This window comes from Brevundimonas sp. (assembly GCF_013823285.1).
Lineage (GTDB): Bacteria > Pseudomonadota > Alphaproteobacteria > Caulobacterales > Caulobacteraceae > Brevundimonas.
Genome location: NZ_PNLV01000070.1, coordinates 1 through 13,647 on the forward strand (window position 1 = coordinate 1; position 13,647 = coordinate 13,647).

A 13,647-nucleotide genomic window follows, 5' to 3' on the forward strand; every position below is an offset into this window, starting at 1 on the left:
GGGCGTCAGATAGTCCACGTGCCAGTCGAAGGTTTCGCCGGTGTCGTAGCGCAGCACCTGCAACGGCTCCAGGCCATGGGCCGGCAGGCCCGTCACCCGGAACACCCGCTCGCGCAGCAGAACCATGACCAGATCCAGCGACCACAGGTCGAAGGCGCAGGCGCTGTTGGTTCGCGCGCCCTCGCGCCGCCCCAGTCCCGTGACCGGATCGTAGACCTCGGCGGGCCCGACCCGTTCCGACGCCCTCTGGATGATCCAGTCGCAGGCCGCCGGGGGCAGGAACCCGGGCATGGACAGCACATGCGGCCCCGGCGAGATCATCACGGGACGCGGCGGCGTCAGCCAGGACGCAAGATCGACCGTCCGCGCAGCCTGATCCCAGGCCGCCGCATCGTCCCGCTCCGCCGCGAGACGCGCGCCGTCCGGCGCGAGGACCGCGATCTGGCCGCGGGCCGATCCGGACCCCAGGGCCGCGGCGCGGGCCAGCTGTCCCAGCGCCAGGGCCCAGTCCGGCGGCATTCTGAATCCCGTCGCCGCCAGCACCGCGAGTCGATGGGCGGCTTCGGCGTCGCCATCGTCGGACGCGCGGCGCAGATTCACGGGGTCGGGCGGCTGCGTGGGATCGATCATGATCAAGCCTTAGCGCGAGCCGTCCGGGAGGCCAAAATCTCTCGAAGGCTCGCCAAGTCGCGCGAAGGTCGTCTAGACATTCGGCCGCGGCGCGCGTGCCGCGAAGCTGCCCGTTGGAAACTCCCCATGAAGCGCATCCTGTTGGCGAGCGTCGCCGTGCTGGCGATCGGCTGTCCCTCCTTCGCCCAGGAGCCTCCGGCGCCGACGCCCGAACCGGTTCCCGCCGACCGGTCCTCCGACACGGACAGCCCCGAACAGCAGGAGCAGGAGCCGCGCCCCGTCGAGCAGGAGCTGGCGCAGCAGGAAGCCCTGGGATCGGGCCCCACCGAACCGCCGCCCGGCGCCGAGGAGACGGATGAGGCCTGGGACGTGAACAATCCCGTGGGCCCGGCGCGCGACATTCCCATCGACGTCACCCAGGGCACCTGGATGTCCGTGGACGTCAGCCCCGACGGAACCGAGATCGTCTTCGACATGCTGGGCGACCTGTATGTCATGCCCATCGGCGGCGGCCCGGCCACGAACCTGACCTCCGGCGTCGCCTGGGACATGCACCCGCGCTGGTCGCCGGACGGCCGGTCCATCGCCTTCACCTCGGACCGGGGCGGCGGCGACAACATCTGGACCATCGACCGGGCCACCGGCGCGACCACCCAGATCACCCGCGAGACCTTCCGCCTGCTGTCCCAGCCGGACTGGACGCCGGACGGCCAGTTCATCGTCGCGCGCAAGCACTTCACCTCGGCCCGTTCGCTGGGGGCCGGCGAGATGTGGCTGTATCACCGCTCCGGCAGCGGCTCCGGGGTGCAGCTGACCGAGCGCCGCACGCAGCAGAAGGACTCGGGCGAGCCCGTCTTCTCGCCGGACGGGCGCTATCTGTATTTCAGCGACGACGCCACGCCGGGCGGGACGTTCGAATACAGCAAGGACCCCAACGGCCAGATCTATGTGATCCAGCGCCTGGACCGGGAGACCGGCGAGGTGGAGCCGTATGTGACGGGACCGGGCGGCGCGATCCGGCCCACGCCGTCGCCGGACGGCCGCTGGCTCGCCTTCATCCGGCGGGTCCGGTACCAGTCGACCCTGTATCTGATGGACATCGAGTCCGGCCGCGAAATCCCGATCCATGACGGGCTGGACCGCGACCTGCAGGAAACCTGGGCCATCCACGGGGTCTATCCGGGCATCAGCTGGACCCCGGACAGCCAGTCCATCGTCTTCTGGGCGGGTGGCCACATCCGCCGCATCGACGTGGACAGCCGCGCCGTGGCGGACATCCCGTTCCGCGTCACCGACACCCGCCGGGTGCAGGACGCCCTGCGCCGCCCCGTCGAGGTGGCGCCCGAGCAATTCGACGTGCGCATGGTCCGCTGGGCCACCACCTCGCCGGACGGCCGCCGCGCCGTGTTCGAGGCCCTCGGCCATCTGTGGATCCGCGACCTGCCCACCGGGCAGGCGCGTCGCCTGACCCGCCAGAGCGATCATTTCGAGCTGTATCCGTCCTGGTCCCGCGACGGCCGCTCCATCGTCTACACCACCTGGAGCGACGACGACCTGGGGACTATCCGCGTGGTTCCCGCCTCGGGCGGAAACGGCCGCGTGGTCAGCCAGAGGCCGGGACATTATGTGGAGCCGACCTTCTCGCCCGACGGCCGCACCATCGTCTACCGGACGGTGTCGGGCGGCGGGTTGCGCTCGGGCCTCTACAGCCGCGACACCGGCATCTACGCCATGCCTGCGGCCGGCGGGGCGCCGACCCTGGTGACCGGTTCGGGTTCGCAACCCCGGTTCGGCGCCGCCAGCGACCGCCTGTTCTTCACGGCCCCGGGCGCGGAAGGGGTGCGCCAGTTCCGCTCCATCGACCTGGACGGGTCGGACGAGCGCACCCACCTGACCAGCCAGTATGCGGCCGAGTTCTCCATCTCGCCGGACCAGAACTGGATCGCCTGGACCGAGCGCTTCAACGCCTATGTGGCCCCCTTCGTCGGCACGGGCCGGGGCGTGTCGCTCAGCGCCGGCGGCGGGGCCCTGCCCCAGACCCGCGTCACCCGCGATGCGGGCGAGTGGCTGCACTGGTCCGGCGATTCCAGCCGCCTGCAGTGGTCGCTGGGACCGGAGCTGTTCTCGCGCAATCTGAACGAGGCCTTCGCCTTCGTGGACGGCGCGCCCGAGACCCTGCCCGCCGCGCCCGAGCGCGGGATCAATCTTGGCTTCAGCCACCCGACGGCGGCGCCGAGCGGGGTGCTGGCCCTGACCGGCGCGCGGCTGATCACCATGAACGGGGACGAGGTGATCGAGAACGGGACCATCGTCATCGACGGAAACCGGATCGCCGCGGTCGGCCCGGCCGGATCGGTCACGGTTCCGGTGGGCGCGCTGACGGTGGACGCCTCCGGCGCCACCATCATTCCCGGCCTCATCGACGGCCACTGGCACGGCTCCATGGGAGCCAATGAGATCATCCCGCAGCAGAGCTGGGTGAACTATGCGTCCCTGGCCTTCGGGGTCACGACCATCCACGACCCGTCCAACGACACCAGCGAGATCTTCGCCCACAGCGAACTGGCGCGGGCGGGCAGGGTGCTGGGGCCCCGGATCTTCTCCACCGGCACCATCCTGTACGGCGCCGCCACCCCCTTCACGGCGGTGGTGGAGGATCTGGACGACGCCCGGTCCACCCTGCGGCGGATGCAGGCGGCCGGCGCCTTCAGCGTCAAGAGCTACAACCAGCCCCGCCGGGACCAGCGCCAGCAGATCATCCAGGCCGCGCGCGAACTGGACATGATGGTGGTGCCCGAGGGCGGTTCGCTGTTCCAGCACAACATGACCATGATCGTGGACGGTCACACCACCATCGAACACGCCATTCCGCTGGCCCGCCTGTACGACGATGTGCACCAGCTGTGGAGCCAGACGAACGTGGCCTACAATCCGACCCTGACCGTGGCCTATGGCGGCAACTGGGGCGAAAACTACTGGTATCAGGAAAGCGAGGTGTGGCGGAACGAGCGCCTGCTGCGCTTCGTGCCCCGCCGCATCGTGGACGCCCGCTCGCGCCGCCCCGTGCATGTGCCGGAAAATGAGCTGAACCACATCTCGGTGGCCCGGGAGGCCGCACGCCTGGCCGAGCTGGGCGTGCCGGTCCTGCTGGGACCGCACGGCCAGCGCGAGGGCCTGGGCGCCCACTGGGAGATGTGGATGCTGGAGCAGGGCGGCATGAGCCCGCACCAGGCGCTGCAGGCCGGCACCATCCAGGGCGCCCGCGCCCTGGGCATGGACCGGGACATCGGATCGCTGGAGCCCGGCAAGCTGGCCGATCTGGTGGTGCTGTCCGCGAACCCGCTGGAGAACCTGCGGAACTCCACCTCGATTCGCTACACCGTGATCAACGGCCGCATCTTCGACGACAACATGGACGAAGTGGGCGGCCAGCCCCGTCGCCCGTTCTGGTTCGAGGGCGAGGACGGCGAGACCCTGGCGCCGGACGAGACCATCGGCCACGTCCACGGGCACGACCACGGCGAGCACTGACCCGGAAGCCCTCTTCCCTCGGGGGGCAAGAGGGTCCGCTTCTAGCCCCGCGCCAGCCGCATGAATTCCTCGCGGGTGCGGGGGTCGTCGCGGACCACGCCGATCAGGTGGCTGGTGGTCAGGCTGGCGCCGGGCACGTCGACGCCGCGCATGGTCATGCAGCTGTGCTCGGCCTCGATGACTACCCCGACGCCCTCGGGACGCAGCACCTCGTGGATGGTGCGGGCGATCTCGGCGGTCATTTTCTCCTGGATCTGCAGGCGCCGCGCGAACCCGCGCACCACCCGGGCCAGCTTGGAGATGCCCACCACCCGGTCAGTGGGCAGATAGCCCACGTGCGCCTTGCCCACCACGGGCAGCATGTGGTGCTCGCAGAAGCTGACGAAGCGGATGTCCTTGAGGACCACCAGCTCGTCATAGCCGCCCACCTCCTGGAAGGTGCGCTCCAGATATTCGCGCGGATCGACCTCGTAGCCGGCGAACAGTTCGCGGTAGCTGCGCGCCACGCGTGCGGGGGTGTCGAGCAGCCCTTCGCGGGCGGGATCGTCGCCGGCCCAGCGGATCAGGGTGCGCACGGCGGCTTCGGCTTCGGTCTGGGAGACGGGAGCGGTTTCGTCGGTCATGGGGCGACCCTTAGCTGATCGTGTCTGGGAGGGTCCATTCGTGCGGACGTTTTCGATACGGATTCCCGCGAGAAACGGATGCGCACAGTCGATCCTAACCCGCTGTTAACCATGACCCCGGCATTTTCTGCCCGGTGTATTGTCGACGGACGGGGCTGAGCGCGTGACGGGGACCGAGGTGATGGATGTGGGGCGCGACGCCCTGTGGCTGACCATCCAGCTGGCCTCTCCGGTGCTGATCGTGGGGCTGGTTGTCGGCGTCGTCATCGGCCTGTTTCAGGCCCTGACCCAGATCCAGGAAGCGACCCTGATCTTCGCGCCCAAGATCATCGCCATCTTCGTGTCGCTGCTGCTGCTGCTGCCGCTGATGGGCGCCCTGATGGGCGGGTTCTTCCAGCAGATCACCGAACGCATCGCGGGCATGTAGGGCGGGAATGGAGCCTTACGCCGCCGCCGATCAGGTCTGGGCCGGCGGGCTGATCTTCGCCCGGGTCGGCGCCCTGCTGATGATGATTCCGGGCATCGGCGAGTCCTATGTGCCGCCGCGCGTCCGCCTGTCCCTGGCCCTGGTCATATCCATCGCCCTCGCCCCCGTGGTGGTGGGCTATCTGCCGCCGCTGCCCGCCACCATGGGCGGGGTCGCGGGCTGGGTGATCCGCGAGGTGGCGACCGGCCTGATGATCGGCGCCCTGTTGCGCATGATGCTGTCGGCCCTGGCCGTGGCGGGGGAGATCGTCTCGATGCAGATCACCCTGGCCTTCGCCCAGACCGCCAATCCGCTGCAGCCCCAGCCCGGCTCGACCCTGGCCGCCTTCCTGACCCTGCTGGGCGTGACCCTGATCTTCGCCACCGACACCCATCATCTGTTCATCGCCGGCCTGGCGGGAAGCTATGAGGTGATCCCGCCGGTCAGCCCCCTGCTGCTGGGCGATTTCGCCGCCATGGCGGTGCGCACGGTGGGCGACAGCTTCCTGCTGGGTCTGCAGTTGTCCGCCCCGGTTCTGGTGTTCGCCCTGATCTTCAACCTGGCCTCGGGGCTGGTGGGCCGGGTCATGCCCCAGTTCCAGATCTTCTTCGCCACCGCCCCGCTCAGCATCATCCTCGGCCTGTCGATCTTCGCCCTCAGCCTGGGGGTGATCGGCACGGTCTTCATCGAGCGGTTCCGCACCCTCGCCATGGGCTTCACCGGAGGCGCCGGTGGCTGAGGAGAAGGACCAGGAGTCCAAGACAGAAGAAGCCACCCCGCGAAAACTCGACGAGGCGCGGAAAAAGGGGGATGTGGCCAAGACCCCGGATCTGGCCAGCTGGCTGTCCCTGATGGGCGCCTCGGCGGTGATCCTGATCGGCGGCGGCTGGTTCACCTCCCGGATGGCGGCCGAGCTGATGCCTTTCCTCGCCCAGCCCCACGCCATGGTCGACGCCCTTCACGCCGGGGCCGGAGTGGAGATCGGCGCCCGGGCCCTGTGGGCCTCGGTGCCCCTGCTGGGCGCCCTGGCCCTGGCCACCATCGTCGGCGGCGCGGGCGGCAATCTGGCCCAGTCCGGCTTCCTGTTCACCGCCGAGAAGATCAAGCCGAAGCTGGAGAAGATCTCGCCCCTGAAGGGCGCCAAGCGGATCTACGGGCCCGACGGCCTGATGCAGTTCGTCAAGACGTTCCTGAAGCTGGTCGCCATCGTCGCCATCGCCTGGGTGGTGCTGAAGCCCCACACCCGCGAGCTGGAGTCCCTGGCGGCCATGACGCCGGCCGCGATCCTGCCCATGGCCCGCGATCTCGCCGTGGCCATCCTCGGCGCTGTTCTGGCCTTTCTGGGCGTCACCGCCTTCGCCGACTTTCTGTGGCAGCGCCATCGCTTCGCCCGGCGTATGCGCATGACCCGCGAGGAGTTGAAGGACGACTACAAGCAGGCCGAGGGCGACCCGCATGTGAAGGCCAAGCTGAAGCAGATCCGCGCCCAGAAGGGCCGCCAGCGCATGATGCAGAACGTGCCGAACGCCACGGTCATCGTCACCAACCCGACCCACTATTCCGTGGCCCTGAAATACGAGCCGGGCGAGGACGCCGCGCCGATGTGCGTGGCCAAGGGCGTCGACGCCCTGGCCCTGAAGATCCGCGAGGTGGCCCGCGAGCACAAGGTCCCCATCATCGAGGACGTGCCCCTGGCCCGCGCCCTCTACGCCGCGGTTGAGGTGGACGAAGTCATCCCCCGCGAGCATTTCGAGGCGGCGGCCAGGGTCATCGGCTTCGTCCTCAACAGCCGCAAGCGTCGCTGAGACTGAAACAGGGTATGCTGATGATCAGCGAATCGGCTGCGAGGCCCCCATGGACGCCCTGATACGGGACATCCCCACCCGGATGCGCATCGACCCCTGGCTGGTGACGGCGGCGGTCTGTTTCGTCATCGCCGTGGCGGCGGCGGCCTATCCGGCCTTCCGCCATGACCCCTGGAGCGCGCCCGGGCTGATCCTGATCGTGACCCTGGCGGCCGTGGCCCTGATGGGGGTGATGGCGTTCGGCCGCGCGGATGCGGGCGAGCGGCGTCGCGCGGCGGGCGACGCGGCGGTGGACCTGCTGGACGCCATGACCGAGCCCGCGGCCCTGGTCTGGAGCGGCGGACGGGTGCTGGCCTTCAACGCGGCCTGGACCGAGGCGGGCGGATCCACCACCGCCCTGCCCTCGGGCCGTTCGGCCAGCTCCCTCTACATGGCCTTCGCCCAGGCGCGCGGCGGTGAACCAGGCCGCGCCATGCTCAGGATCGGCGAGCGGGACGTGGAGGTTCTGATCGGCGCGGCGGGCGACGGGCGCTTCCTGGTCCGCCAGGCGCCCGAAAGCGTGCTGGCCCCCCGAGACCCGGCCCAGCCCGCCCGCGCGCCGGTGGTGGAGGCCGGGGACGGCCGCGCCATGGCGGCGGGCGCGCCCTTCGGGTCCGCCGTGCTGGCGGGCGAGGACCTGTTCGCGGGCAAGGTGGAGGAGGCCAATCCCGCCCTGGCCGTGCTGACCGGCCCGGCGGCCGCGCGCGACGCCGCCTTCGGCCATCTGTTCCTGCCGCAGGGCGTGGCCGAGGCGCGTGAGCGCATCGCCCAGGGATCCTCCGGCCCCATCGAGCTGATCGCCAAGGCGTTCCCGGACCGCAGCCTGCACCTGTATGTGGCCCCCGAGGGCGAGGGACGGCGCATCTGGCTGTTCGACGTCACGGCCCAGAAATCCACCGAAATGCAGCTGGCCCAGGCCCAGAAGATGCAGGCGGTGGGCCAGCTGGCGGGCGGCGTGGCCCACGACTTCAACAACATCCTGACGGCCATGCGGCTGCAGACCGACGCCCTGCTGGAGCGCCACCCGGTGGGCGATCCCTCCTATGACGGGCTCAACGCCATCCGCCAGACCGTGTCGCGCGCCGCCAGCCTGGTGTCCAAGTTGCTGGCCTTCTCGCGCAAGGAGACGGTCAAGCGCGAGCGGCTGGATCTGGGCGAGCTGGTGGCCGATTTCGCCGTCCTGCTGCGCCGCCTGCTGCACGAGGACGTGCGGCTCGAGACGGACTACGGCCGCGACCTGCCCACCGTGACCGCCGACCGGGGCCAGCTGGAGCGGGCGGTCATGAATCTGGCCGTCAACGCCCGCGACGCCATGCGCGGGGTGGTGGAGCCGGGGGCGGGACTGGTCACCATCCGCACCCAGCGTCTGTCGGCCGATCAGGCCAGGGAGTTGGGCTGGGCCGCCGCGCCGGACGGCGACGTGGCCCTGATCGAGGTGGCCGACACCGGTCCCGGCGTGCCGCCGCAACTGCTGGACAAGATCTTCGAGCCCTTCTTCACCACCAAGCCCGTGGGGGAGGGGACAGGCATGGGCCTGGCCACCATCTACGGCATCATGCAGCAGGCGGGCGGCCATGTGGCCGTTCAGAATCTGGAGGGCCCGAACGGGATCGAGGGGGCGGCCTTCCGCATGTTCCTGCCCGCCGCGAACGAGAAGGACCTGGCCGAGGCTGCGCCCGAGCCCAAACCCAGGAAATCAGCGCCGCGCGACCTGTCCGGCGCCGGCCGCATCCTGTTCGTTGAGGACGAATCCGCCGTGCGCCTGATCGCGGCCAAACTGCTGCGCCAGCGCGGCTATGAGGTGATCGAGGCCGCCGACGGCGAGGAGGCCCTTCTGCTGGCCGAGGAGCACGCCGGCCAGATCGACATGCTGATCTCGGACGTGGTCATGCCCGGCATGGACGGTCCCACCCTGCTGAAGAAGGCGCGCATCTATCTGGGCGACGCGCCGGTCATGTTCATCTCCGGCTACGCCGAGAGCGATTTCTCGGATCTGCTCACCGACGAGGCCAATGTCTCGTTCCTGCCCAAGCCGCTGGACATCAAGACCCTGGCCGAGCGAGTCAAGCAGGAGCTGTACGCCGCCTGATCAGCCGCGCCCGCCCTTGCCGCCGCGGCGGTCGCTTCGTCCGTCCCGATCCCGGTCCCGGCGGCGGTCATCGCGCCACTCGCGGCGGTCGCGCCGATCGTGGCGGTCATAGCGCCGGGGCGGCGGCGTGTAGACCGGCGCCACATAGACCGGCGCTCCATAGCCGTACGCGGGCGGGCAATAATATTCGCTGACCCCGTAGCCGTTGTAGCGGTAGTGGCAGCTGGCCGTGCTGGCGGCGATGGAGTCCGCCGCCAGGGCCAGCCCCTCCAGAAAGGCCGGATCGGTGACGCAGCCGGAGACACCGGCTCCGGCGACGCAGGCGACGGCGAGATTGCGCATCCGGCGAATGATCGGTCGGGACATCGACGACCCCTTTCAGCAGCGGCGCTCCCGCCGTCCATGAGACCCTGGGGCCGAACATTGGTCGCTGACAAGGCGGGAAGCCCTGACCATCCCTGACGCGAGGGCCCAGGGCGCCCGCATGATGAAAGACTTGTAAGGCGGGGCGGACTTGTTCTCCCGCCGGGGAGTGATACCCCTTTCAGCCTGAAAAACCGGGAGCTTCGCCATGATCGATCGCCGCCGCCTTCTTTTCACCGCCGCTGCGGGGGCCGGTCTGGCCGCCTCCGGCCAGGTTCTGGCCTTCACCCGTCAGGAGCCCGCCGCCGCGGCCCTGGAAGGCCTGATGGAGCGCATCGTCCAGCAGATGGTCATGACGTCGCCCGAGACGGTGACCATGCTGGGTCTGGACACCGGCCCGATGGCAGCCCTGAAATCGCGCCTCGACGACCGCTCCGCCGCCAAGATCGAGGCTGACAAGGTGGTGTTCCAGGGCTTCATGACCGAGATGCAGGCCATCGACCGGGAGGCCCTGCCCGCGCGCAGCCAGATCCACTACGACACGGTCAAATATTTCGGCGACACGGTCGCCTCCAGCTACGAGTTCCCCTACGGCCAAGGCTTCCCGTCGCCCTATACGGTCAACCAGCTGGGCGGGTCCTACAACAGCATTCCGGACTTTCTGGACGCCCAGCACCGCATCGAGACGGCCGAGGATGCGGAGGCCTACATCTCGCGCCTGGAGGCTTTCCCCACGGCGCTGGACCAGGAAACCGAGCGCATGCACGCCGATTTCGCGGCGGGGGCCGTGCCGCCGGACTTCATCATCGAGCGCACCGTGGGTCTGCTGGGCAATCTGACGGGCACGCCGGCGGGCGAGTCGGTCATGACGACCTCCATCGAGCGGCGCGCCACCGAGGCGAACCTGCCCGGCGAATGGGGCGAGCGCGCCCGCCGCATCGTCGAGGGCAGCATCTATCCCGCGGTGGAGCGTCAGGCCGAGGCCCTGCGCAGCCAGCGCGCGAACGCCGTCCACGATGCGGGCGTGTGGCGGCTGCCGCGCGGCGAGGAGTATTACCGCTTCGGTCTGCGCTACTTCACCACCACCGAGATGACCGGCGCCGAGGTCCACGCCATGGGGCTGGAGCAGGTGGCTGAACTGACCGCCCGCGCCGACCAGATCCTGCGCGCCGAGGGCCGCACCGAGGGGACGGTGGGCGAGCGCATCTCGGCCCTGGCCCGCGACCCGGCACAGCTCTACGCCAACACCGATGCGGGCCGCGAGGAACTGCTGGCCTCGCTCAACGCCCAGATGGCCGACATGCAGGGTCGTCTGCCCGAGTATTTCGGCCGCATCCCCGTCTCGCCGGTGGAGGTGCGCCGCGTGCCGGTCACCACCGAGGCGGGCGCGCCGGGCGGCTACTACCAGCCGCCGGCCCTGGATGGCTCGCGTCCGGGCGCCTATTACATCAACCTGCGCGACACGGCCGAATGGCCCAAATTCACCCTGCCGACCCTGACCTATCATGAGGCGTCGCCGGGCCATCACCACCAGATCGCCCTGCAGATGGAGAACGACGACGCGCCCATGCTGATGAAGCTGCTGGGCTTCTCGGCCTATTCGGAGGGCTGGGGCCTCTACGCCGAACAGCTGGCCGACGAGATGGGCGTCTATGACAACGACCCCTGGGGCCGGCTGGGCTATCTGCAGTCCTTCATGTTCCGCGCCGTGCGCCTCGTGGTGGATTCCGGACTGCACTCCGAACGCTGGAGCCGCGAACAGGCCATCCGTTACATGGTCGAGACCCTTGGCGACGCCGAGAGCACCGTCACCACCGAGGTGGAGCGCTATTGCGTCTGGCCGGGCCAGGCCGCCAGCTACAAGGTGGGCCAGACCGTGTGGGAGAACCTGCGCACCCGCGCCAGGACCCAGCTGGGCGACCGCTTCGACATCCGCAGCTTCCACGACACGGCGCTCAACGCCGGGGGCGTGCCGCTGACCGTCCTCGAGCGCGTGGTGGACGACTGGATCGCCGCCCGTCGCGCCTGACCACAGCCGCTCAGTCCGCCGTCATCCCTTCCGCTCGCCTGAAGCGGTTGTGGATGGCGGTGGCGGCCACCGCCGCCTCGGCCGAGGCCACCGCCAGCTGGTTGAGGCCGCGCACCACGTCGCCGGCCGCATAGAGGCCCGACACGGTGGTTTCCTGATGGTCGTCCACCTCCAGACGTCCGTCCTCGCCGAGGGCCGCGCCCAGATCGACGGCCAGGCCGCAGTGGGGCGTCGTGCCCAGGGCCGAATAGACCGCGTCGAAGCTGGTCTGCTTTCCACCCCACGACAGCGCCGTCAGCCGGTCGCCGTCGATATGCACCTGCTCGATGGCGGTCTCGATCACCGGCACGCCCAGACGCTTCAGGTCGTCGCGCCGGGTCAGGGCCTCGGGCGGCCCCACATGGATCAGGCAGACCCGGTCCGAATAGGTGCGCACGAAGGCGGCCTCCCGCGCCCCCAGATCGCTGTCTCCGATCACCGCGATGGACTTGCCGATGGCCTCATAGCCGTCGCAGATGGGGCAGATGCGCACCAGCCCCCGGGCGATGGCGCTCTCAACCCCGGGCAGGTCCGGGTGATGATCCACCACCCCCGTGGCCAGCAGCACGGCGCGGGCGGTGATCCGGTCATCCCCCAGCCGCGCGGTGAAGCCGTCGCCGTCCCGCGCCAGCGCCTCCACGAAGACCGGCCGGATCTGCGCCCCGTACTCCTCGGCCTGCCGTCGCATGCGGGTCAGGATGGCGTCGCCGCCGATGCCCTCGGGAAAGCCCGGCATGTTGTGGCTGAGCGGGATCCAGGCCGCGCGCGGCTCGCCCCCGTCCGCCGCCAGCACCGAGCGCCGGAACCGCGCCAGATAGGTCGCCGCCGTCAGCCCCGCCGGGCCCGCGCCGATGATCAGGACGTCGACGTCCGTCACGGGTCCCCGCGCGGCGGGGCGTGATCCTGCTCCACATAGGCGCGCATGATCTTCAGGTCCGCCGCGATCTGGAACAGGGCCACGTACAGCTCGCAGAACGACCGCCACAGCATGGCGACGATGAACAGCACCAGCAGGCCCACCACCACCGTCGGTATGGCCAGCACCCAGGCCAGCCAGCCCGGCTCGTTCAGGGCCAGACCGACCGCCCCGCCCACCACCACGAACCCGCCCAGCACGATCAGCGCCAGCCCGGCCCAGTAGATCAGATGGATCACCGGCCCGGTCAGCAGCCGGTCAAAGGTCAGCAGATCGGTCAGGATCTCCCCCGGCGACGCCTTGCGGAACGCCTCCAGCGACGGACGGACGACGGGCGCCCGGGCGGGCGAAAGGGGACGGCGCGGCATGGGCCGGATGCTCCGAACGAAGACCACCCAGCGCTATCAGCGCCCCCGGGTTCGCGCAACGGGCGAATGGCCCGCCGCCGCGCCGGGCTTTGCACCGGCGACCGCGCTCGCTATACCCCGCCCGACACTTTTCTCCCCGAACTGGAAGGCAAAGAAGCATGGCCAAGATCAAGGTCGACAACCCCATCGTGGACATCGACGGCGACGAGATGACCCGGATCATCTGGCAGATGATCAAGGACAAGCTGGTCTTTCCGCATCTGGACCTTGAGCTGGACTACTACGACCTGGGCATGGAGCACCGGGACGCCACCGACGATCAGGTGACCATCGACGCGGCCGAGGCCATCAAGAAGCACGGCGTCGGCGTGAAGTGCGCCACCATCACCCCGGACGAGGCGCGGGTCGCCGAGTTCGGCCTCAAGAAGATGTGGCGCTCGCCCAACGGCACCATCCGCAACATCCTCGGCGGCGTGGTCTTCCGCGAGCCCATCATCTGCTCCAACGTGCCCCGTCTGGTGCCCGGCTGGACCCAGCCCATCATCGTCGGCCGCCACGCCTTCGGCGACCAGTACAAGGCCACCGACTTCCTGTTCCCCGGCAAGGGCACCCTGTCCATCAAGTTCGTCGGCGACGACGGCGCGGTCATCGAGCACGAGGTGTTCAAGGCCCCCTCGGCCGGCGTGGCCATGGGCATGTACAACCTGGACGACTCCATCACCGAGTTCGCCCGGGCCAGCCTGGCCTAT

12 protein-coding genes are annotated in these 13,647 nt (G+C 69.7%); 7 read left to right on the forward strand and 5 right to left on the reverse strand.

Features of this window, described 5'->3' with window-relative positions; genetic code table 11:
• Window positions 1-630 (reverse strand): hypothetical protein (locus tag C0461_RS10340; protein WP_292106524.1); only part of this gene is annotated, 630 nt, incomplete at its 3' end.
• A 126-nt stretch (window positions 631-756) separates the two neighbouring features.
• Between C0461_RS10340 and C0461_RS10345 the strand changes: the two genes are divergently transcribed.
• Complete coding sequence (locus tag C0461_RS10345; RefSeq protein WP_292106527.1) at window positions 757-4,161, forward strand: amidohydrolase family protein; 3,405 nt, start codon at window positions 757-759, stop codon at window positions 4,159-4,161.
• Between the two features lie 41 nt (window positions 4,162-4,202).
• On the opposite strand, the gene folE is transcribed toward C0461_RS10345, so the two are convergent.
• The gene (folE, locus tag C0461_RS10350; RefSeq protein WP_292106531.1) at window positions 4,203-4,784 is read right to left on the reverse strand and encodes a GTP cyclohydrolase I FolE; all 582 of its coding nucleotides are present in this window, start codon (window positions 4,782-4,784) and stop codon (window positions 4,203-4,205) included.
• Window positions 4,785-4,947: 163 nt separating this feature from the next.
• Between folE and fliQ the strand changes: the two genes are divergently transcribed.
• Genes fliQ through cckA form a run of 4 tightly spaced genes read left to right on the forward strand, consistent with a single transcriptional unit; the run spans window position 4,948 to window position 9,183 of the window.
• Window positions 4,948-5,211: a flagellar biosynthesis protein FliQ gene (gene fliQ, locus C0461_RS10355; protein ID WP_021696206.1), complete on the forward strand. Its 264-nt coding sequence runs from the start codon at window positions 4,948-4,950 to the stop codon at window positions 5,209-5,211.
• A gap of 7 nt (window positions 5,212-5,218) precedes the next feature.
• Window positions 5,219-5,989 carry a flagellar biosynthetic protein FliR gene (gene fliR, locus C0461_RS10360; RefSeq protein ID WP_292106533.1) on the forward strand — a complete coding sequence of 257 codons (771 nt, stop codon included), beginning with the start codon at window positions 5,219-5,221 and terminating at the stop codon, window positions 5,987-5,989.
• Window positions 5,982-7,055: a flagellar biosynthesis protein FlhB gene (gene flhB / locus C0461_RS10365; RefSeq protein ID WP_292106535.1), complete on the forward strand. Its 1,074-nt coding sequence runs from the start codon at window positions 5,982-5,984 to the stop codon at window positions 7,053-7,055. Before fliR ends, flhB begins: the two co-directional genes overlap by 8 nt.
• A gap of 49 nt (window positions 7,056-7,104) precedes the next feature.
• Window positions 7,105-9,183 carry a cell cycle histidine kinase CckA gene (cckA, locus tag C0461_RS10370; RefSeq protein ID WP_292106538.1) on the forward strand — a complete coding sequence of 693 codons (2,079 nt, stop codon included), beginning with the start codon at window positions 7,105-7,107 and terminating at the stop codon, window positions 9,181-9,183.
• Here the strand turns inward: cckA and C0461_RS10375 are convergent, their stop codons facing one another.
• On the reverse strand, window positions 9,184-9,549 hold the full coding sequence (locus C0461_RS10375; protein ID WP_292106540.1) for a hypothetical protein: 366 nt from the start codon (window positions 9,547-9,549) through the stop codon (window positions 9,184-9,186).
• 205 nt (window positions 9,550-9,754) lie between these two features.
• Between C0461_RS10375 and C0461_RS10380 the strand changes: the two genes are divergently transcribed.
• Window positions 9,755-11,575 carry a DUF885 family protein gene (locus C0461_RS10380; RefSeq protein ID WP_292106542.1) on the forward strand — a complete coding sequence of 607 codons (1,821 nt, stop codon included), beginning with the start codon at window positions 9,755-9,757 and terminating at the stop codon, window positions 11,573-11,575.
• 10 nt (window positions 11,576-11,585) lie between these two features.
• On the opposite strand, the gene C0461_RS10385 is transcribed toward C0461_RS10380, so the two are convergent.
• Both C0461_RS10385 and C0461_RS10390 read right to left on the reverse strand, forming a co-directional pair.
• Window positions 11,586-12,491 carry an NAD(P)/FAD-dependent oxidoreductase gene (locus C0461_RS10385; protein WP_292106544.1) on the reverse strand — a complete coding sequence of 302 codons (906 nt, stop codon included), beginning with the start codon at window positions 12,489-12,491 and terminating at the stop codon, window positions 11,586-11,588.
• A complete protein-coding gene (locus tag C0461_RS10390; protein ID WP_292106546.1) occupies window positions 12,488-12,898 on the reverse strand; it encodes a DUF4282 domain-containing protein in 411 nt (136 codons plus the stop codon). The genes C0461_RS10385 and C0461_RS10390 overlap by 4 nt, the downstream gene beginning before the upstream one ends.
• A 158-nt stretch (window positions 12,899-13,056) precedes the next feature.
• Here C0461_RS10390 and C0461_RS10395 point away from each other — a divergent pair.
• Window positions 13,057-13,647: NADP-dependent isocitrate dehydrogenase (locus C0461_RS10395; protein WP_292106548.1), on the forward strand; the 591-nt coding region annotated here is incomplete at its 3' end.